This is a genomic window from Pseudomonas sp. GZD-209 (assembly GCF_049310485.1).
Classification (GTDB): domain Bacteria; phylum Pseudomonadota; class Gammaproteobacteria; order Pseudomonadales; family Pseudomonadaceae; genus Aquipseudomonas; species Aquipseudomonas sichuanensis.
In genome coordinates this window covers 33,119-52,355 of the sequence record NZ_JBMOWQ010000086.1, presented here as the reverse complement: position 1 = coordinate 52,355, position 19,237 = coordinate 33,119, and the positions used below count along the sequence as shown (strand labels likewise).

Sequence of the window (19,237 nt, the reverse complement as noted above, 5' to 3'; positions counted from 1 at the left end):
CAGTTATTCATTTACGCAATAGCACAGCGCCGCCTGACGGCCCCTGGAGCTATGCCAGCAAGGCATATCTCAAAGTGAAAAATGGTAATCGTCGGTGCCCTGCTTTCTCTTCATGATGAGCCGAAACAAGAGCAGCACTGGAGCCCACCATGTCATCGCAAGAAGCTGAACAAAGCTGGCAAGAAGACGTCTTTCGCGTTCTCAAGGCCCACGACGTCAAGCATGTCGTGTTCGTACCGGACGCCGGCCACTCAGCCGCCATCCGCATGTCCTACCAGGACCCTGATATCAAGGCCGTCGTGCTCACCACCGAAGAAGAAGGCATCGGCTACCTGGCCGGCGCCTGGCTCGGCGGCGAGCGCGGCGCGCTGCTGATGCAGTCCAGCGGCGTAGGCAACTGCATCAACACCTTGGCCCTGCAGAACTGCGCCGGTTTTCCGCTGCTGATGGTGATCACCATGCGCGGCGACTGGGCCGAGTTCAACGCCTGGCAGAACCCCATGGGCCAGGCGACCGAAGCGTCCCTGCAGCTGATGAAGGTCATGACCTGGCGCGCCGATGTACCCGCAGATGTCGCCCCGCTGCTGCATGGCGCCGCCACCATGGCCTTCAACGGCGATTCCGCCACCGCACTGCTGCTCGGTCAGCGCCTGATCGGAGAAAAGAAATGGGTCAAGTAAGCGCCAATCACACCCTGTGCCGCCGCGAAGTGGTACGCACCCTCCTCGCCGACCGCAAGGACGTGCTGGTAGTGACCGGGCTGGGCTCCGCCTCCTACGACGTGATGGCGGCCGGCGACCACGACGGCAACTACTACCTGTGGGCGGCCATGGGCAGCGCCATTACCGTCGGCCTTGGCCTGGCCAATGCCCAGCCGGACAAGTCGGTGGTGGTCATCACCGGTGACGGCGAACTGCTGATGGGCTTCGGCGCGCTGGCCACCGTGGCGCTGCAGAAGCCTGCCAACCTGACCATCGTGGTCCTCGACAACGGCCACTTCGGCGAAACTGGCATGCAGGTCAGCCATGCCGGTTTCGGCATAAAGCTCGACCAGGTCGCACATACCTGCGGCTTCGGCTGGACCGCTGAAATCCGCGAGATGGAAGGCGTGCATGCGTTGCGCGAGCGCTTCGCCACCCGTTCAGGGGTGAAGCTGGCGACCGTCAAGATCAAAGCGGAAAACCCACCGCGGGTGTTGCCACCGCGTGACGGCCACTACATCAAGAACCGCTTCCGCGCCGCCCTGGGCTACCAGCCCCTCTGACCGTGTCAGGGGCAGGTTTGCCGCCGAACCACGATGACGCGGCAAGCCAGCCTCGCCTGGAGAACAATAATGAGCGACTACGACAACGAAGCACTCAATGCCATCCGCGAAGGCGTGCGAGCCCTGTGTGGTGATTTCCCTGCCGAATACTGGCGCAAGATCGACGAGCGCAAAGGCTTCCCCGAGGCCTTCGTCAAGGCCATGACCGACGCCGGCTGGCTCTCGGCAATGATCCCGGAAGAATACGGCGGCTCAGGCCTTGGCCTGGCCGAGGCGTCGGTGATCCTCGAGGAAGTGAACCGCTGCGGGGGCAACTCCGGCACCATTCACGGGCAGATGTACAACATGTTCACCCTGCTGCGTAACGGCAGCGACGCGCAGAAGCGCTACTACCTGCCCAAGCTGGCCAGCGGCGAGCTGCGCCTGCAGTCGATGGGCGTCACCGAGCCCACCACCGGCACCGACACCACCAAGATCAAGACCACTGCCGTGCGCCAGGGCGACAAGTACATCATCAACGGCCAGAAGGTGTGGATCTCGCGTATCCAGCACTCCGACCTGATGATCCTGCTGGCCCGCACCACGCCGTTGGCCGAGGTGAAGAAAAAGTCCGAAGGCATGTCGATCTTCCTCGTCGACCTGCGCGAGGCCATCGGCAACGGCCTGACCGTGCAGCCGATCGCCAACATGGTCAACCATGAGACCAACGAGCTGTTCTTCGACAACCTGCAGATTCCGGCCAGCAGCCTGATCGGCGAGGAAGGCAAGGGCTTTCGCTACATCCTCGACGGCCTCAACGCCGAGCGCACCCTGATCGCCGCCGAGTGCATCGGTGACGGCCGCTGGTTCGTCGAAAAGGCCAGCCAGTACGCCCGCGACCGCGTGGTGTTCGGCCGCCCGATCGGGCAGAACCAGGGCGTTCAATTCCCGATCGCCGAAGCGCATATCGAGCTCGAAGCAGCCGACCTGATGCGCTGGCGTGCCTGTGCGGAGTACGACAGCGGCAAAAACGCTGGTGCGGCGGCCAACATGGCCAAGTACCTGGCCGCCAAGGCCAGCTGGGAGGCAGCCAATGCCTGCCTGCAAACCCACGGCGGATTCGGCTTTGCCAACGAATACGACGTCGAGCGCAAGTTCCGCGAGACGCGCCTGTACCAGGTGGCACCGATCTCGACCAACCTGATCCTGTCGTACGTCGCCGAGCACCTGCTGGAGCTGCCACGTTCGTTCTGACCGTACGCGCCCCTTGCCGCCCAGCGCGGCGAGGACCAGCCATGACCAGAGAGACAATCATCATGAGCCAGCCCACGGGCCCGCGCCCGCTCGACGGCATCACCGTCATCAGCCTTGAACATGCCATCGCCGCGCCCTTCTGCACCCGCCAACTGGCCGACCTCGGCGCCCGCGTGATCAAGGTCGAGCGCCCCGGCGTCGGCGACTTTGCCCGCGGTTACGACCAGCGCGTCAATGGCCAGGCCTCGCACTTCGTCTGGACCAACCGCTCCAAGGAAAGCCTGGCGCTGGACCTCAAGCAGCAAGTGGCCAGCGACATCCTCGACCAGCTCCTGGAGCAAGCCGATGTACTGGTGCAAAACCTTGCACCGGGCGCCGCAGCGCGCCTGGGGCTGTCGTTCGAAACCCTGAACCTGCGCTTCCCGAAGCTGATTGTCTGCGACATATCCGGGTACGGCACGGGTGGCCCTTACGAGCAGAAGAAAGCCTATGACCTGCTGATCCAGAGCGAAGGCGGCTTCCTGTCGGTCACCGGCGGGCCGGGCGACGAGCAGATGGCCAAGGCGGGCAATTCGATCGCCGACATCGCCGCCGGCATGTACGCCTACACCGGCGTATTGTCGGCCCTGCTGTTGCGCGGCCGAACCGGTGAAGGCAGCCATGTCGAAGTGTCGATGCTGGAAAGCCTGGTGGAATGGATGAACTACCCGCTGTACTACGCCTACGAGGGCGCACCACCGCCGCCCCGAGCAGGTGCGGCCCACGCCACCATCTACCCCTACGGGCCCTTCCCTGCCGGCGATGGCAACACCCTGATGCTGGGCCTGCAGAACGAGCGCGAATGGCAGCTGTTCTGCGAGCAGGTGCTGCTGCAACCGGCGCTTGCCCGGGATGAGCGGTTCTCGGCCAACTTCAGGCGCGTGGAAAACCGCGAAGCCTTGCGCGCGCTGATCGTCGAAACCTTCGCGGCCCTCGATTTCGACACCGTGATCGCCCGCCTCGACAGCGCGGGCATTGCCAACGCCCGCGTCAACGACATGCAGGGTGTCTGGCGACACCCACAACTGCAGGCACGCGGTCGTTGGCGGCAGGTGGCGACGCCCAACGGCAGCATTCCCAGCCTGCTGCCCCCGGCCAGCAGCAACGCCTTCAGCCCGCGCATGGACGCCGTGCCCGGCCTGGGCGAGCACAGCGCGAGCATTCTGGCCCAGCTCGGCCTGCCTGCCGAACGCATTGAGGAACTGCGCACTTGCGGGGTCATCTGACCCCTTTTTTGCAGCCCTGGAACAATAACCAGAGAGTCAAACTGCCCATGAAAGTGCTGGTCGCAATCAAACGAGTGGTCGACTACAACGTCAAGGTTCGCGTCAAGGCGGACAACGCCGGCGTCGACCTTGCAAACGTCAAGATGTCCATGAACCCCTTCTGCGAAATCGCCGTGGAAGAAGCCGTCCGCCTGAAGGAAAAGGGCGTGGCGAGCGAGATCGTCGTCGTTTCCGTCGGCCCGACCACGGCCCAGGAGCAACTGCGTACTGCCCTGGCCCTGGGTGCCGACCGCGCCATCCTGGTCGAAGTCGCCGATGAGCTGAACTCCCTGGCCGTGGCCAAGGCGCTCAAGGCCGTTGTCGATAAAGAGCAGCCACAGCTGGTCATCCTCGGCAAGCAGGCGATCGACAGCGACAACAACCAGACCGGCCAGATGCTGGCTGCGCTGACCGGCTACGCCCAAGGCACTTTCGCCTCCAAGGTGGAGCTGGCCGGTGACAAGGTCAACGTCACCCGTGAAATCGATGGCGGCCTGCAGACCGTTGCGCTGAACCTGCCAGCGATCGTCACCACCGACCTGCGCCTGAACGAGCCGCGCTACGCGTCGCTGCCGAACATCATGAAGGCCAAGAAGAAGCCGCTGGAGACCGTAACGAAAGACGCGCTGGGCGTGTCCATCGCCTCCACCACCAAAACCCTGAAAGTCGAAGCGCCTGCTGCCCGCAGCGCTGGCATCAAGGTCAAGTCGGTGGCCGAACTGGTCGAGAAGCTCAAGCACGAGGCGAAAGTAATCTGATGGCCATTCTGATAATTGCAGAACACAGCAACGTTCAACTCGCTGCCTGCACCTTGAACACGGTCACGGCGGCGCAGCAGATTGGCGGCGAGATCGATGTGCTGGTGATCGGTGCCAGTGTCCAGGGTGCCGTTAACGCGGCGCAAGGCATCGAGGGCGTCGCCAAGGTACTGGTTGCCGATGATGCAGCCTATGCGAATCAACTGGCGGAGACCGTCGCACCGCTGGTGGCGGAGCTGGCCAGGGCGTACAGCCACGTGCTGGCCCCAGCCACCACCAATGGCAAGAACATCCTGCCGCGGGTTGCCGCACTGCTGGACGTCGATCAGATCTCCGAGATCATCTCGGTCGAATCCGCCGACACCTTCAAGCGCCCGATCTACGCCGGTAACGCCATTGCCACCGTGCAATCGAGCGCTGCGGTCAAGGTCATCACCGTACGCACGACAGCCTTTGCCAGTGCGTCGCAAGCGATCGCGGGGCAAGTCGCATCGACGCACCGCCGCTCCCACAGGGTGACCGTGGGAGCGGGCTTGCCCCGCGATAGTATTTCCCACGTTGTCGCCGAATCCCTGGCCAGCTCCGATCGCCCAGAGCTGACCGCTGCCAAGATCGTCGTTTCCGGCGGCCGTGGCATGGGCAACGGTGACAACTTCAAGCACCTGTACAGCCTGGCCGACAAGCTCGGCGCCGCCGTCGGTGCCTCGCGCGCTGCGGTTGACGCAGGCTTCGTGCCCAACGACATGCAGGTCGGCCAGACCGGCAAGATCGTCGCGCCACAGCTGTACATCGCCGTCGGTATCTCCGGCGCGATCCAGCACCTGGCCGGCATGAAGGACTCGAAAGTGATCGTTGCGATCAACAAGGACATCGATGCGCCGATCTTCCAGGTTGCCGACTACGGCCTGGTCGCCGACCTGTTCGAGGCCGTCCCGGCCCTGGCCAGCCACTTCTGAACCCGCGAGGACACACAATGACAAGCCAAGACCTCAGCGCCTGGATCGGCCGCAGCGAAACCCGCCACGACCGCATTACCCACAACCTGGTCAAGCGCATCGCCGCCACCTTGAGCGAACCGGCGCCAGGACCGGGCGATGCCCTGCCCTTGCTCTGGCACTGGGCATTCTTCCAGGACACCGTCGACGCCGCAGGCCTGGGCAGTGATGGCCACCCGGCCCGGGGCGGCTTCCTGCCGCCGGCGGACAACCGCAACCGCATGTGGGCCGGCAGCCGCCTGGAATTCCTTGTGCCCTTGCGGGTGGAGGCCGAAGTCTCGCGGCGCTCGACCCTGCTCAACGTGCAGGAAAAGCATGGCCGGACCGGTTCGCTGCTGTTTGTCACGGTCAGGCACGAGTACGTCCAGGAGGGTCGTAACGTGCTGGTGGAAGAGCAGGACATCGTCTACCGCGAGCCCTCCCCGCCCAAGCTCGGCGGCACCGAGGCAGCGCCCGAAGGGGCCTGGCAGGCGACTGTCGAGCCAAGCGCGACATTGTTGTTCCGCTATTCGGCGGTCACGTTCAATGGCCACCGCATCCACTATGACTGGCCTTACGCCACCGAAGCCGAAGGCTACCCGGGGCTGGTCGTGCACGGCCCGCTGATCGCCACCCTCAGCCTGCGTGCCTTCCAGCAGGCCAACCCCACTGCCCGCGTGCGTCGCTTCGAGTTCCGCGGCTTGCGGCCGCTGATCGCACCCCATGCATTCGAGGTGGGTGGACGGCTGCTGGGCGACGGCAAGGCGCAGGTCTGGGCCACCGCCGATGCGGGCATGGCGCAATCCGGCGAAGTGCAGTTCACCGTGGAGGGCGCGCAATGACCCAGCCAACAGTACGCAGTGCCCTGTTCGTCCCGGCCAGCCGCCCGGAACGCATCGCCAAGGCGCTGGCCAGCGGCGCCGACCGGGTGATCGTCGACCTTGAGGATGCCGTCGAGGAGGCGGCCAAGGAGCAGGCCCGCGACAACCTCGAAGCATTCCTGGTGGCGCACCCGCAAGTCCAGCTGCTGGTGCGGGTCAACGCGCCCGGGCATTGGTCGCATGAGGCCGACCTTGCCCTGTGCCAACGGCATGACGCTGTGCGTGGCATCCTGCTGCCCAAGGCCGAGACCGTTGAACACGTCCAGCGTGCCCACGCCACCGGCAAAGCCATCTGGCCGATCATCGAAAGCGCCCGCGGGCTGGTCGCCCTGCCCCAGCTGGCGGCGAGTGCCGGCGTGGAGCGTTTGTCCTTCGGCAGCCTGGACCTGGGGCTTGACCTGAACCTGCGCACCGGCAGCGAGGCTGCCGAGCAGGTCCTGGCGCAGGCACGCTACGCCGTGTTACTGCACTCCCGGGCAGCCGGCCTGGCAGCCCCGCTGGACGGCGTATTCCCGGCCATCCAGGACGTCGAGGGCCTGCGCCGGCACACCGAGTTAGCCCGCGACATGGGCTTTGCCGGCGCCCTGTGCATTCACCCCAGCCAGGTCAAGGTCATTCACCGGGCCCTGCAGCCCTCGGCGGCCGAGCTGGATTGGGCGCGCCGGGTCGTGGCGGGCGCCGAAGGCGGTGCCGGGGTGTTCACCCTCGACGGGGAGATGGTCGATGCGCCCGTGATATTGCGCGCCCACGCAACGCTGGCGCGCATCGCCCACGACGACTGAGCAATCCTGTTGACGCCAGGCAGGCGACTTCCGCGGTTCTGACGGACTCGGCAGCCTGCCTGGCTTTTTTATGCCTGCAAGGTAATCCCGATGAACATGAACGCTTCGCGCAACCGCTGCCGCCGGCTCGTCTGCCGGCTACTGCGAGCCCTCTCCCGATTGCCAGCCTATGCCTGAAGCCGCAGCCACCCAGGGCTGCCCCGAGTTCCTGTTGCAGGCGGCCTGTGAGTTGATGGCCGAGCACGGCTACGGCGCCATGAGCATGCGCCAGCTGGCTTCACGGGTTGGCCTGCAACCCGGCAGCCTCTACCACCATGTCACCAGCAAGCAGGACCTGCTGTTCGATGTGCTGCTGCACATCCTGGCGCAGCGGCTGGAGGCCTGGCAGCGTGCCCCCTACCCCCGTGACCTGCACGGCTACCTTGGTTTTCGCCTGGCGCGCCAGCGCTCGCACCCGTGCGAGGAGCTGCTGCTGCGCCATGAGGCACGCCATGTCAGCGCCAGTCAGCAGGCCTGGCTCGGCCAGGCGCTCGACAGGCTGCAAGCCCCTTTGCGCCACGCTATCGAGCAAGGGCAGCGCCGTGGCGAATACCTTGTACAGGACATCGCCAGCACCCTCGCGGCGATCCAGGCCTTGATCGAAACCGCCGACAGCCTGCGCAACCGGCCAATCCCGGTCGATGAAGCCTGGATAGCGGCGTGGCTCAGCCGAATGTGCAGCGCCCTGCTGCGGTCAGCCGCCGTGCCCGTGACCAGGTTATAGGCTGACAACGCAAATGGGGCTGCTCTGCAGCCCATCGCGGGGCAAGCCCGCTCCCACAGGTTCAGCGCATTTATCAAGAAATGCACAATCCTGTGGGAGCGGGCTTGCCCCGCGATGGGCCGCAGAGCGGCCCCAATGCAGGCGAGGAAACACTTATTGGCTCAAAGGGTGCCTAGATTTGCGGCCATCAGCCGTTCGAGGAACCGCGGGAACACCTGTGGATTGACCATGCGCGGCCCTGGCCGACCGGCCATCACTTCGATGATCTGCTGCGCCGCCCATTGCCCCATGCGCTGCCTGGCCTCATGGGTGACGCCCGCCGTGTGGTAGAGCGCGACCACGGTCTCCAGCGCCAGCAAGGGATGATCGAGCGGCGGCGGCTCCTGGTCCCACACATCGATACCGGCGCCGCCCAGGTGCCCACTGGCCAGTGCCTGGTGCAAGGCCAGCTCGTCATGCAAACCACCCCGGGCGGTATTGATGAAGATCGCGCCCGGGCGCATCTGCGCGAAGCTGGCGGCGTCCATCAGGTTCACCGTCTCTGCCAGGCGCGGGCAATGCAGCGACACCACATCGCTGCCTGCCAGCAGCGTCGGCAGATCGACCGCCACCGCGCCTTTGTCTCGAATCTGCCCGGCACTCAGCCCCGGGTCGCAGGCCAGAACCTGCATGCCCAGCGCCTGGGCGATCCGCGCCACCCGGCCGCCGATCTCGCCGATGCCAACCAGGCCCAGGGTCTTGTCGTAAAGCTCCGCGCCCATAAGGTCTTCGCGCGAGTAACCACGGCAAACGCGCAGGCGGCGGTCGGACTCACCGATACGCCGCGAGCAGTTGAGCATCAACCCGATCGCCGCCTCCGCCACCGACTGCGCATTGGCGCCGGACTGGTTGAGCACCAGCACGCCCGCCTGGTTGCAGGCCGCAAGGTCGAGCGTGTCGTAGCCTGCGCCATTGGTGGAGATGCACAACAGCTGCGGCAACTGCGCCAACAACCTGGCATCGGCGCGCCAGGCCGCGGGCAACTCGTCCCGGGCTGACGGAATCTGGTACACATGGCTGGCCTGCAGGGCCTGCAGAATCTGCTGCTCAGGTGCGTCGCGCGCCATCGTGGTCAGCTCGAACCCCGGCGTATCGGCAAATACCTCAGCCATTACCGGGTGGTACCACACGTCGAAGCGAAACACCCTTTTGCGTTCCAGCGCCATCATCGGACTCCCCAGGTCAGATATTCGGTTTGATGGGCTGCGCCCGGCGATGGCGCCACTTGCGCATACCGGTGTTTTCCTCGACCTTGCCGTCGCCGTCCAGGTAGCCATGCTTGCCCAGATCAGGCATCAAGAGGGCAGCGATAAGGGTGATCGCACCGATCGCCGAAACGTACAGGTAGAAGTACTCTTCCACGCCCGAGGCGCGGAACGACAGCGCCACATATTCGGCAGACCCGCCAAACATCGCCGCGCCCACCGCATAAGGCAGCCCCACCCCCAGCGCCCGCACGGTCCCTGGGTACAGGTCGGCCTTGAGCACGCCGGTCACCGGCGTGTAGAAGGCGGCGATCAGCAACCCGGCGACCACCAGTGCAAAGGCAACGTAGGGGTCATGCGTCGACTTGATGGCCGTCAGCAAGGGGATGACCAGGCAGGTCGCGAGGGTGCCGAAGATGATCATGTTGGTGCGCACGCCGATCCGGTCGGCCATTAGCCCGAACAGTGGCTGCACGAGCATGAAGACCACCAGCGCCGCCGCCATCAGCAGGCTCACGGTCGGTGCGGGGATGCCGACACTGACCACCAGGAACTTCTGCATGTAGGCGGTGAAGGTATAGAAGTACAGCGAGCAGCCGATGGTCAGGGTGAATGTCAGCAGTACCGCGCGCTTGTGCTGCAGCAGTGCCTTGATCGAGCCGGACTCCTTGCGCTTCATGTCCTGCTCGGTAGCGGTTTCGCGCATGGTGCGGCGCAGGTACACCACCACCACCGATGCCAGCGCACCGATGAAGAACGGGATGCGCCAGCCCCAGGCTTTCAGGTCCTGCTCCGACAGCACCTGCTGCAGCAGGGCAACGGTGAGCAGCGCCAGCAACTGCCCGGCAATGATCGTCAGGTATTGGAACGAGCCGTAGAAAGACCGACGTCCCGCGCGCGAGACCTCACTGATGTAGGTGGCGCCCGTGCCGTACTCGGCCCCGACCGACAGGCCCTGCATCAGGCGTGCGATCACCAGCAGGATCGGTGCGGCGACGCCGACCGTCTCGAAGGTGGGCATGACCGCGATCATCAAGGAGCCGCCGCACATCATGAACACCGAGATGATCATGGAGATCTTGCGCCCGCGTGTGTCGGCGATGTAGCCGAAGATCCAGCCGCCCAACGGGCGCATGAAAAAGCCGACGGCGAAGATGCCGGCGGTGGCCAGCAGCTGGCTGGTTTGATCACCCGAGGGGAAGAACAGTGAGGCGAAGTAGATCGAGGTGTAGGCGTAGATGAAGAAGTCGAACCATTCCACCAGGTTGCCAGAACAGACACCGACGATGGCGGTGGTGCGCTCTTTGCGAGTCAACGGCTGGGCCGTAGGCGTTTGGGCGTGCATGGGAGTACCTTTTGTTGTTGTTTTTAACAGTTGCGGTACTAGCCTTGCACAGCGTCAGGGCGTGGAGCAGACGGGGTTGCGGCCTAACAGATATGCCTTGTTGGTATGGATGGGGGGTGGTTTGCGATGTGTCCGCCGAAACAGGTGCCGCGCCTATCAGATCGAGCGCCGCCCTCGCGGCACATGGCGTGAGATGCGTGAGACGCGTGAGGGGCCGGCAACGCCCGCCTCGATTCCGCGTCATGCCAACAAGGCTGACAATTATGGCCTATCAGACATGGCCACGTTGCAACAAATGTAGGAGCGGATTCATCCGCGATGCGCCGCGCGGGCGGCGCTCGATCTGGTAGGCGCTGCACCTCTCCCGCCCTACCACCAAGGCTTCAGCACCACTCAAAACCGCTCCCGCCGCAACGACCGCAACACCACCCCCACCAGCACCACATTGACCATCGCCAGGCAGCACAGCACCCCCAGCACCCCCATAGCGCCAAACTGCTGCATCAGATAACCCCCCACCAGTGGCGTCAGCGCTTGGCCGATCAGCGACGGGCGCGACATCCTGCCCATCAGCGCCACGTACTGCGAAGCTGGCATCAACACCAGCGGCAACAATCCCCGCACGATCGCCCGCAAGCCATTACCCAGGCCGTACAGCAGCAAGCCCGCTGCAGTGGCCCCCGGCGCAAAGGCAACCAACAACACCCCCAGGGCAACCAGCAACACCGACACCAGCGCAGTCCAGATCGGATGGCGCTTGCCCGCGATCATCTGCAGCACCCGCGACGCCACCTGGCTGGGCCCCAGCAGCGACGCCAGGCCGATAGCCGCGGCCAGCGAGTAGCCCAGCCCCTGCAACACGGCCACCAGCTGCACCGAGATGGCCGTCATGATGATGGCGCCCAGCGCGAAGATCCAAACCAGCAGCAAGTACTGGCGCCTGTCCACCGCAGGGCTGCCTTGCACCGAGGCGCCCTTGCCCAGGTGCTGCCTGCCACCGGCAGGCAATACCTTCAGGTACAGCGGGGTCGACAGCAGCAGCACCAGGGCGTAGCCCATACAGGTAGCACGCCAGCCCAGATGCTCGATGGCCAGCGCCACCAGCGGCCATGACAGCGTAGTGGCGAAACCCGAAATCAAGGTGATACCGGTAATAGCCCTGCCGGCGCGTTCGCCGTAAAGCGCACCGAGCGTGGCGAACAGGGCTTCATAAAGACCTGCCGCCATGCCGATGCCGATGATCGCCCAGGCCAGCAGGAATACCGGCAGGGTCTGGCTAGCGGCGACAATCAACAGCCCGAAAGCAACGATCACGCCACTGCAGGCCAATTGCACGCGCCCGCCAAACCGTGCCACCAGGCGACTGGACAGGGGCGCCAGCAGTGCCGAGACCATCAGGCTCAGCGACAAGGCGCCGTAGACCCACTGGCTGCCCCAACCGGTGTCACGCATGATCGGGTCGCCCATGACCGCCAGCAGAAAGAACGAACCGCCCCAGACCAGAATCTGCAGCATGCCCAGGCAAAAAATGCCCGAGGCCCCGGGAAGACGAGCATCAGCGTGCACGGTAAACCTTCAACCAATCGATCGATTCGCAGGCCTTGCCCGCAAAAGGGAACCTGCAGGCGGGCTGCAGGAAGCGTGAGGAACAGCTGCGCCGATACTAAAGCGCACGGCCAGTGGCTGCTAAACCATGTGGGCATAACAGCTATACCCGCGATGAGTGCCATTTTGCAGACGTTGTTTGCAGATATGCCCGCTGCACCAAAGTGTCTTGCGCGCTATGTTGGTGGCCCTATTCGAACCCAACCGCCATGGAGGGCTGTCATGGTGATGTTCTGCCGCCTCAGTTTGCTGATCCTGGTCGCCGGCACGCTGCTGGGCGATATCGTGGTCGCCAGCGTCGGGCTGCTGGCCCTCTGCGCGGCTGCCGTCTACCACAACATCCAGCAGGACACCCCACAAGAAGAGCCGCAGGAGCCTGGGTTCACGGCGTAACACCGCAACCGCCGAACACATTGCATCGGCGGATTGCACCAACGCCGTCTAGGCTGGATACGTCAGGGCGGGCGCAACCGCGTCAACCAGGTTGCTCAGGCAGTGCCCTCGACTCCGTCCCCAGCCCTGTCAGGACCATGACCATGAGACGACGTCGGTTACTGCCCCTGCTCACCTTGTGCTGCACCACCGCCACCACCGGCACTGCCCTGGCCGGTGGCATCCTCATCTACGAAGCCGGCCAGGAAGGCAACGGCCTGGCCAACGCCGGCGCCGCCGCACTGGCCAGCGACCCCAGTGTGCTGATGAGCAACCCCGCCGCCCTCACCCAGCTCAAGGGCACCCAGGTCAGCGCCAATGCCCAGGTTATCCTCGGCAATATCCGTTTTTCCCGTGACAGCGCCAACCAGTTCGACGGCAACGAAGGCGGCAACGCCCTGCAGTACCTGCCCGGCGCCAGCCTGTTCATCAGCCACCAGCTCGACGAGCGCGCGACCCTTGGCTTCGGCATGTACGGCAACTTCGGCCTGGCGCTGGACTATGACGATGACTGGGCCGGCCGCTATTTCACCCAGGAAGCGGCGGTGATCGGGGTGTCGTTCCAGCCCACCCTCGCCTACAAGCTCACCGACGACCTGTCGCTGGGCATCGGCCCGCGCATCCTGTACGGCTACTACCGCACCGAGATGGCCATCAACAACAACCTGCTGGGCCTGGCAGACCGGCCGGACGGCCAGCTGGAATACCAGGACACCGACGTCGGCGTTGGCGTGAACCTGGGCCTGCACTATCGGCTCTCCCCCGCTACCCAACTGGGCCTGGCCTACACCAGCAAGGTGAAGCTCGAATTCAAGGACAAGCCCCACGTGACCGACGTCAGCAACCCCTTGCTCAATATCGCCTTGCGCCGCCTCGACGTGAGCGAACTGGAACTGGACATGAACGTGCCGCAGACCGTGCTGCTGAGCATCGCCCATGACCTGGACCCGCAGTGGAAGCTGTTGGCCAGCCTCGGCTGGCAGGACTGGAGCGAATTCGGCGATATCGGCGTGGAGGTGGACAGCGATGCCCTCGGCAATGTCAGCCGCAGCGTCGATCGCAAATACAAGGACACCTGGCACGCCTCCCTTGGCACCCAGTACCAGGCCACCCCGCGCCTGCGCTGGAGCGCCGGGGTCGGCTACGACAGCTCGGCGGTGGACGACAGCGACCGCACCGTCGACAACCCCATGGGCGCCACCTGGCGCCTGGCCACGGGCGTCAACTACCAGCTGCGCGACGGCCTGGACCTGCACCTGGCCTACACCCTGATCTGGATGGGCGACATGGACGTCGAGCAGACCAAGGCCCGCTCGGGCGACAGCCTCTCCGGCAGCTACCGCAATGCCGCCCTGCACATCGTCGGCGGTGGCGCCACCTGGCGTTTCTGATCAAGGCTGTGGGCCGCCGAGGAACCAACGGAAATAGGGGTTGGCGCCATCGCTGCGGACCAGCGCCCCGGCCTCCCGCGCCCAGGCCTGGCGATTGCCGTTGTAGGCGTGCAGGCTCAGGCTGTAGAAGCGTTGCAAGGTCAGCCACTGGTCGTTCACCGCCCCGGCAAAGCCGGGCGCGGCCCCCTGCAGCGGCGGTGCCTGGCGTAGCGCCAGCAAGGCCGGCAACACCCGGGTGATCTCCCGTGGCCGCACCCACGGCGCATATTCGATGCGCGGCTGATCGTCGGTCACCGCCGCTGCGTTGCCGGCGTAACGGGCCAGCCCTGCCCGGTCGGTGATCCAGGTGGCCAACAGCGCCTGGGGCGAATCGATGCCGACTTCGGCCAGAGTCGAGGCCACGGAAGGCTGGGAAAAGCGCTGGATGATCCGTGGCACCTCCAGTTGCAGCGGCTGCAACGAGCCGATCAGCAACATTTCGTGGAATTCCGTGGTCCACAGCGAGGCGTGGGGGAACACGTCGATGAAACTGCGCACCAGCGCGCGGGTGTCTTCATCGTTCTGGGTCGGCAGCGGCAGCCATTGCGCCAACAGGCCCGCGGGTTGCAGGCGGCTGGCGGCCAACTGGTAGAAGTCGCGCGAATAAAGGTTGACCACACCGGCCGCCGAAGGCGGTGGCGGTTCCAGGGTGACCAGGTCGTAGCGTTCATCGCTGCGCAGCAACTCGCGGCGGCCATCGCGCAGGCGGATGTCCAGGCGCGGGTCCTGCACGGCATCGTAATTGCCCTTGAACAACGGGGCGGCGGCCAGTACTTCGGGCAACAGTTCGGCCACCACCGGGCGTTCCAGCCCCGAGTAGCGCAGCATCGCGCCGGCGGTGATGCCGGTGCCGAAGCCGATCACCAGCGCAGAACGCGGCTCGCCAGCGTGAATCAGCAACGGCAACAGCGCCTGCAGGCGCATGTAGCGCAACGATGGCATGGCATCGCCGGTATTGGACACGCCCTGGATGTACAGGCGGCTGAAGCCCTGCCCCTGGCGGGTCTGCTTGACCACCGCGACAGTGCCGCCCTTGCCTTCGCGGTAAAAAGTCAGCTGGCCGTTGCGTGCCCCAGGCAGCAGCTCGGCCAGGTGTTGCGCCGGCGTCAGCACGCCCACCGCCACGCAGGCAATGGCCACCATCAGCACCATGGCCTTGGCCGGCCGCCCCACGGCGTTGCCACGCCATGCCGCAATCAACCCTACCAGCGCCGCGAGGCCGGCCAGCAGGGCCAGGGTGCGCACCAGGCCCACCGCCGGTATCAGCACGAAGCCGGTCAAACCCACGCCCAGGATGCCGCCCAAAGTATTGAGCGCCACCACCGTGCCGACATCCCGGCCAACCCGCCGGCCATCCACCGCCAGGCGCACCGCCAGCGGGAACGCCGCGCCCAGCAGCACGGTGGGCAGCAACACCATGCTCATGGCCGCCACCGCAAAGCGTGCGCACATGCCGGCCAGCTCATTGCCGGTAGCCTGCAGCACCAGCAGCTCGGCCTGGGTCTGAGCCAGCACCAGCCAGCGCCCGAGCCCGGCGAGCTGCAGCAGCGCCAGCAGCCCGGCACTGGCGATCAGCACCGCGAACAGCCCCCAGGGGTCGCGCAAACGGTCGGCCCGCCTGGCATACAACGCGCTGCCGGCCGCCAGGCCGCACAGGTAGGTGGCCAGCACCAGTGCAAAGGCATGGGCGCGGGTGCTCATGAACTGCACGATCGACTGGCTCCACACCACCTCGTAACCCAGCGCCACCCCGCCGGCGATGCAGTACAACGCAATCGCCAGGCGCGCCTGGGCGCTTCGCGGCGCCGGTTCGTTGGCCTGAGCGCTGCGTGGCAACTGGTCATTGCGCCGAAGGACCCAGGCGCCCAGCCCAGCCAACAGGTTCATCGAAGCTGCGGCCAGGGCGCTGCCGGTCACCCCGAGGTTCGGTAGCAATACAAAGGCGCCAAGCAAGGTGCCGGCAATGGCCCCGGCGGTATTGGCGGCGTACAGCTGCCCGCTGGCCTGGGCCTGTTGGCCGGGCGCGGGCGCCATGGCGCGCACCAGCACCGGCAGCGTGCCGCCCATTAACAGCGCCGGCACCCCCACCAGGGCAAACGGCAGCCACCAGGCCAGCCAGCCGATACTGGCCTCCATCCGCGCGAACCACCCGGCCGAAGCCCCCAAGGCCAGCGTGCTGGCCACCCCGAGTACGGCGACCGCCACCTCCAGCAGCGCATACAACCGCACCGGCCGGGCCAGCTGGTCAGCCCAGCGCCCGAACAACCAGCCGCCCAGGGCCAAGCCTGCGAAAAAGGCGCTGATACCGGTGGTCACGGCGTGCACCTCCACGCCGACCACCAGTGACAGCTGCTTGATCCACAGCACCTGGTAAACCAGCGCCGCGCCGCCAGACAGCAGCAACAAGGCAGCAGGCAAGCGCAGGGCCAAACCCACCGCTGCCAAGCGATCGCAGCCAGCCGTGGGCAGGCTTGGCCTTGCAGGTGACACCATCATCGCTGCCTTAGCGAGGTCGCGCCTCGCGGTTCACCGGGTCATTTGCCTTTCATCTTCTCTTCGATCTTCTTGTTCACATCGTCCTGGATCTGGTCGATGCTGAAGCTCGCCGGGCGCTGGCTGGGCGGGTAGTCAACGAAGGTCTGCAAGAACCGCGCAGCTTTCTGCGTGCCCTGGAAGAACAGGTAGTCATTCTTCGTCAGCCAGTCGTAATACTGGTCAGACACGATATCGGCCCGCTCATAGGGGTCCATCCGCAGGTTGAACAGCTTGGGCGCTCGCAGACAGGTGAACGGCTCGCTCCACACCGGGAAACCACCCGGTGCGCGCTGCTCGCAGTAGACAACCTTCCAGTCGTTGAAGCGCATGGCCACCAGTTGCGCGTCGTCGTTGAAATAGTAGAACTCGGTGCGTGCGCTCTTGTCGGTCTTGCCGGTCAGGTAATCGAGCTGGTTGTAACCGTCCAGGTGCACCTTGAAGTTCTTGCCAGCCACGTCGGCGCCCTTGAGCAGGCGGTCCTTGATATCGACGTCACCGGCGACGGCCAGCAAGGTCGGGAACCAGTCTAGCCCGGAGAACATCTGGGTGCTCACCGAGTCGGCCTTGATCTTGCCCGGCCAGCGCACCATGGCCGGCACACGGTAGGCGCCCTCCCAGTTGGAGTTCTTCTCGTTGCGGAACGGCGTGGTCGCCGCATCCGGCCATGACCACTGGTTCGGGCCGTTGTCGGTGGTGTAGACGACGACGGTGTTGTCGGCGATCTTCAGGTCATCCAGTGCCTTGAGCAGCTTGCCGACATCGCCGTCGTGCTCAAGCATGCCGTCGGCGTATTCGTTGCCGATCATGCCGCTCTGGTTGCGCATCGACTCGCGCACATGGGTGAAGGCATGCATGCGCGTGGTGTTCATCCACACGAAGAACGGCTTGTCGGCCTTGGCCTGCTTCTCGATGAAATTGATCGCGGCCTGGGTGGTCTCGTCGTCGATGGTCTCCATGCGTTTGCTGGTCAGCGCGCCGGTGTCCTCGATCTTGCCGTCGGCACTGGACTTGATCACCCCGCGCGGGGTGGTGGCCTTGAGGAATTCCGGGTCGTCCTTGGGCCAGTAAGGCCGTTCCGGCTCCTCTTCGGCGTTGAGGTGGTACAGGTTGCCGAAGAACTCGTCGAAACCATGGTTGGTGGGCAGGTACTCATCGCGGTCGCCCAGGTGGTTCTTGCCGAACTGGCCGGTGGCGTAGCCCTGCGCCTTGAGCGCCTGGGCGATGGTCACATCGCGCGCCTGCAGGCCCACCGGCACCCCCGGCATGCCCACCTTGGACAGGCCGGTGCGCTTGGCCACCTGCCCGGTGATGAAGGTCGAGCGCCCGGCGGTGCAGCTGTTCTCGGCGTAATAGTCGGTGAACAGCATGCCCTCCTTGGCGATACGGTCGATGTTGGGCGTCTGGTAGCCGACCACGCCCTTGGAATAGGCACTGATGTTGGTCTGGCCGATGTCATCGCCGAAGATCACCAGGATGTTCGGCTTTTCCGCCGCCCCGGCCAATGTGGCCGTGGTCGCCAGGGCGATGGCGGACCACCAGGTTGTACTGGACTTCATGACGTTGCTCTCCGTTCACGTTGCTGTCGCAAGTCCGCGACTGCGTGCACGAAGGATTCCGACTGCTGGCTGGGACCCAGTGCCCTGCGGTTCCGGTGTGGCATTCACTCCTTGTCGAAGGGATAGACACGGCGCCAGTCGCGAGCCATGTCCACCACGGTCCAACCTTGCCGGTTGGCGATATCCAGCGCCTTGTCCAGGCGCCCTACACTGCTTTGCCGGTCATACGCCCATTCGCGCTTGGCGTCGGTATGGTGCACCAGCCCGGCAAAACGCCGGCCTGGCCCGGCCAGGGTCCATTGCAGCATCTGCAGGTCGCCGTCAGAGTTGCCGAAGGCCAGTACCGGCCGCCGGCCGATCACCGCCTCGATGCTCACCGGCTTGCCTGGGCCGTCGTCGTTGTGCAGCAGCGTGGGCAGCCGCTGGATACTGAGCTGGCCGTCCTTGTCCTGGTACTCGGCAACCAGGGTGGTGCCGATCACCTGTTCGGGGGGAATGCCATAGACCTCCTCGGCGAAGGCGCGCATGAACGCCACCTCGCCGCCCGAGACGATGTAGGTGCGAAAACCCTTGTCACGCAGGTAACCGAGCAGTTCCAGCATCGGCTGGAACACCATCTCGGTGTAGGGCTTGCCGGTCTTGGGGTGTTTGGCACTGGCCAGCCAGCTGCGGCTGCGGGCCAGGAATTGCTCGGTGCTGATGCCCGAGTGGGTGGCCGCGACGATCTTCAGCAGGCCGTCCATGCCCTGCTCCGCCAGCGCCTTGTGGTCGTTGTCCAGCACCGCCTTGAACGGCTGCTGGGTTTTCCATTGCGGATGCTCGGGCGCCAGGCGTCGCACTTCGTCCATGGAGAACAGCACTTCGAAGTACAGCGGTTGCTCACTCCAGAGGGTGCCGTCGTTGTCGAACACGGCAATCCGCTCGGCGGGCGCCACATAATCCTTGCTGCCTTGAACGGTGACAGCCTCGACGAACGCCACGATGGCCTGGCGCGAGGGGCCGTCGCGCCAGGACGGCAAAGGCGCTGCGGCCAGCACCAGGCATGGCAGCAACAACAACAGGCAAAGCACGCTGCGCAGGGCATGGGCGGCTGGGCGCGGCTGCATGTGGGGCTCCTTGCCATGGGCGGAT

17 protein-coding genes are annotated in these 19,237 nt (G+C 65.2%); 11 read left to right on the top strand and 6 right to left on the bottom strand.

What is annotated here, in order from left to right; translation table 11 throughout:
* The first annotated feature begins 149 nt into the window (after positions 1-149).
* From ACO6VM_RS11435 to ACO6VM_RS11395, 9 genes are all read left to right on the top strand, one after another.
* Positions 150-680 carry a thiamine pyrophosphate-binding protein gene (locus ACO6VM_RS11435; protein ID WP_401057185.1) on the top strand — a complete coding sequence of 177 codons (531 nt, stop codon included), beginning with the start codon at positions 150-152 and terminating at the stop codon, positions 678-680.
* Positions 668-1,264, top strand: coding sequence for a thiamine pyrophosphate-dependent enzyme (locus ACO6VM_RS11430; protein ID WP_401057184.1), 597 nt, complete (start codon positions 668-670; stop codon positions 1,262-1,264). The genes ACO6VM_RS11435 and ACO6VM_RS11430 overlap by 13 nt, the downstream gene beginning before the upstream one ends.
* Positions 1,265-1,333: 69 nt before the next feature.
* Positions 1,334-2,497 (top strand): acyl-CoA dehydrogenase family protein, encoded by a 1,164-nt coding sequence (locus tag ACO6VM_RS11425; protein WP_401057183.1) that lies wholly within the window; start codon positions 1,334-1,336, stop codon positions 2,495-2,497.
* Positions 2,498-2,559: 62 nt separating this feature from the next.
* Positions 2,560-3,762: a CaiB/BaiF CoA transferase family protein gene (locus tag ACO6VM_RS11420; protein WP_422403262.1), complete on the top strand. Its 1,203-nt coding sequence runs from the start codon at positions 2,560-2,562 to the stop codon at positions 3,760-3,762.
* A 47-nt stretch (positions 3,763-3,809) separates the two neighbouring features.
* On the top strand, positions 3,810-4,559 hold the full coding sequence (locus tag ACO6VM_RS11415; RefSeq protein ID WP_401057181.1) for an electron transfer flavoprotein subunit beta/FixA family protein: 750 nt from the start codon (positions 3,810-3,812) through the stop codon (positions 4,557-4,559).
* On the top strand, positions 4,559-5,515 hold the full coding sequence (locus ACO6VM_RS11410) for an electron transfer flavoprotein subunit alpha/FixB family protein (RefSeq protein ID WP_401057180.1): 957 nt from the start codon (positions 4,559-4,561) through the stop codon (positions 5,513-5,515). Before ACO6VM_RS11415 ends, ACO6VM_RS11410 begins: the two co-directional genes overlap by 1 nt.
* Positions 5,516-5,532: 17 nt before the next feature.
* Positions 5,533-6,375 (top strand): FAS1-like dehydratase domain-containing protein, encoded by an 843-nt coding sequence (locus tag ACO6VM_RS11405; protein ID WP_401057179.1) that lies wholly within the window; start codon positions 5,533-5,535, stop codon positions 6,373-6,375.
* Positions 6,372-7,196 (top strand): HpcH/HpaI aldolase/citrate lyase family protein, encoded by an 825-nt coding sequence (locus ACO6VM_RS11400; protein WP_422403261.1) that lies wholly within the window; start codon positions 6,372-6,374, stop codon positions 7,194-7,196. Before ACO6VM_RS11405 ends, ACO6VM_RS11400 begins: the two co-directional genes overlap by 4 nt.
* A 169-nt stretch (positions 7,197-7,365) precedes the next feature.
* Positions 7,366-7,959 carry a TetR/AcrR family transcriptional regulator gene (locus ACO6VM_RS11395; RefSeq protein WP_422403260.1) on the top strand — a complete coding sequence of 198 codons (594 nt, stop codon included), beginning with the start codon at positions 7,366-7,368 and terminating at the stop codon, positions 7,957-7,959.
* Positions 7,960-8,120: 161 nt separating this feature from the next.
* On the opposite strand, the gene ACO6VM_RS11390 is transcribed toward ACO6VM_RS11395, so the two are convergent.
* The 3 genes from ACO6VM_RS11390 to ACO6VM_RS11380 form a co-directional block, all read right to left on the bottom strand.
* Positions 8,121-9,164 carry a hydroxyacid dehydrogenase gene (locus ACO6VM_RS11390; protein WP_401057176.1) on the bottom strand — a complete coding sequence of 348 codons (1,044 nt, stop codon included), beginning with the start codon at positions 9,162-9,164 and terminating at the stop codon, positions 8,121-8,123.
* Positions 9,165-9,180: 16 nt separating this feature from the next.
* Positions 9,181-10,548 carry an MFS family transporter gene (locus ACO6VM_RS11385; RefSeq protein ID WP_401057175.1) on the bottom strand — a complete coding sequence of 456 codons (1,368 nt, stop codon included), beginning with the start codon at positions 10,546-10,548 and terminating at the stop codon, positions 9,181-9,183.
* A gap of 393 nt (positions 10,549-10,941) precedes the next feature.
* Positions 10,942-12,063 (bottom strand): MFS transporter, encoded by a 1,122-nt coding sequence (locus ACO6VM_RS11380; RefSeq protein ID WP_422403259.1) that lies wholly within the window; start codon positions 12,061-12,063, stop codon positions 10,942-10,944.
* Positions 12,064-12,375: 312 nt separating this feature from the next.
* On the opposite strand from ACO6VM_RS11380, the gene ACO6VM_RS11375 reads away from it, so the two are divergent.
* Complete coding sequence (locus tag ACO6VM_RS11375) at positions 12,376-12,546, top strand: hypothetical protein (protein ID WP_190306064.1); 171 nt, start codon at positions 12,376-12,378, stop codon at positions 12,544-12,546.
* Between the two features lie 143 nt (positions 12,547-12,689).
* A complete protein-coding gene (locus ACO6VM_RS11370; protein ID WP_401057173.1) occupies positions 12,690-13,976 on the top strand; it encodes an OmpP1/FadL family transporter in 1,287 nt (428 codons plus the stop codon).
* Here ACO6VM_RS11370 and ACO6VM_RS11365 read toward each other — a convergent pair whose 3' ends face one another.
* The 3 genes from ACO6VM_RS11365 to ACO6VM_RS11355 all read right to left on the bottom strand — a co-directional run bounded on the left by ACO6VM_RS11365 (position 13,977) and on the right by ACO6VM_RS11355 (position 19,212).
* Complete coding sequence (locus ACO6VM_RS11365; RefSeq protein WP_401057172.1) at positions 13,977-16,508, bottom strand: fused MFS/spermidine synthase; 2,532 nt, start codon at positions 16,506-16,508, stop codon at positions 13,977-13,979.
* Between the two features lie 41 nt (positions 16,509-16,549).
* A complete protein-coding gene (locus tag ACO6VM_RS11360; RefSeq protein WP_401057171.1) occupies positions 16,550-18,106 on the bottom strand; it encodes an arylsulfatase in 1,557 nt (518 codons plus the stop codon).
* A gap of 104 nt (positions 18,107-18,210) precedes the next feature.
* Positions 18,211-19,212, bottom strand: coding sequence for an HAD family hydrolase (locus tag ACO6VM_RS11355; RefSeq protein ID WP_401057170.1), 1,002 nt, complete (start codon positions 19,210-19,212; stop codon positions 18,211-18,213).
* Positions 19,213-19,237: the final 25 nt, after the last annotated feature.

Coding starts and splice junctions, on each gene's coding strand:
- ACO6VM_RS11405 (WP_401057179.1), top strand. CDS start 5,533: ATGACAAGCCAAGACCTCAGCGCCTGGATCGGCCGCAGCGAAACCCGC.
- ACO6VM_RS11390 (WP_401057176.1), bottom strand. CDS start 9,164: ATGGCGCTGGAACGCAAAAGGGTGTTTCGCTTCGACGTGTGGTACCAC.
- ACO6VM_RS11415 (WP_401057181.1), top strand. CDS start 3,810: ATGAAAGTGCTGGTCGCAATCAAACGAGTGGTCGACTACAACGTCAAG.
- ACO6VM_RS11420 (WP_422403262.1), top strand. CDS start 2,560: ATGAGCCAGCCCACGGGCCCGCGCCCGCTCGACGGCATCACCGTCATC.
- ACO6VM_RS11430 (WP_401057184.1), top strand. CDS start 668: ATGGGTCAAGTAAGCGCCAATCACACCCTGTGCCGCCGCGAAGTGGTA.
- ACO6VM_RS11435 (WP_401057185.1), top strand. CDS start 150: ATGTCATCGCAAGAAGCTGAACAAAGCTGGCAAGAAGACGTCTTTCGC.
- ACO6VM_RS11360 (WP_401057171.1), bottom strand. CDS start 18,106: ATGAAGTCCAGTACAACCTGGTGGTCCGCCATCGCCCTGGCGACCACG.
- ACO6VM_RS11400 (WP_422403261.1), top strand. CDS start 6,372: ATGACCCAGCCAACAGTACGCAGTGCCCTGTTCGTCCCGGCCAGCCGC.
- ACO6VM_RS11365 (WP_401057172.1), bottom strand. CDS start 16,508: ATGGTGTCACCTGCAAGGCCAAGCCTGCCCACGGCTGGCTGCGATCGC.
- ACO6VM_RS11375 (WP_190306064.1), top strand. CDS start 12,376: ATGGTGATGTTCTGCCGCCTCAGTTTGCTGATCCTGGTCGCCGGCACG.
- ACO6VM_RS11355 (WP_401057170.1), bottom strand. CDS start 19,212: ATGCAGCCGCGCCCAGCCGCCCATGCCCTGCGCAGCGTGCTTTGCCTG.
- ACO6VM_RS11385 (WP_401057175.1), bottom strand. CDS start 10,548: ATGCACGCCCAAACGCCTACGGCCCAGCCGTTGACTCGCAAAGAGCGC.
- ACO6VM_RS11370 (WP_401057173.1), top strand. CDS start 12,690: ATGAGACGACGTCGGTTACTGCCCCTGCTCACCTTGTGCTGCACCACC.
- ACO6VM_RS11380 (WP_422403259.1), bottom strand. CDS start 12,063: ATGCTGCAGATTCTGGTCTGGGGCGGTTCGTTCTTTCTGCTGGCGGTC.
- ACO6VM_RS11410 (WP_401057180.1), top strand. CDS start 4,559: ATGGCCATTCTGATAATTGCAGAACACAGCAACGTTCAACTCGCTGCC.
- ACO6VM_RS11425 (WP_401057183.1), top strand. CDS start 1,334: ATGAGCGACTACGACAACGAAGCACTCAATGCCATCCGCGAAGGCGTG.
- ACO6VM_RS11395 (WP_422403260.1), top strand. CDS start 7,366: ATGCCTGAAGCCGCAGCCACCCAGGGCTGCCCCGAGTTCCTGTTGCAG.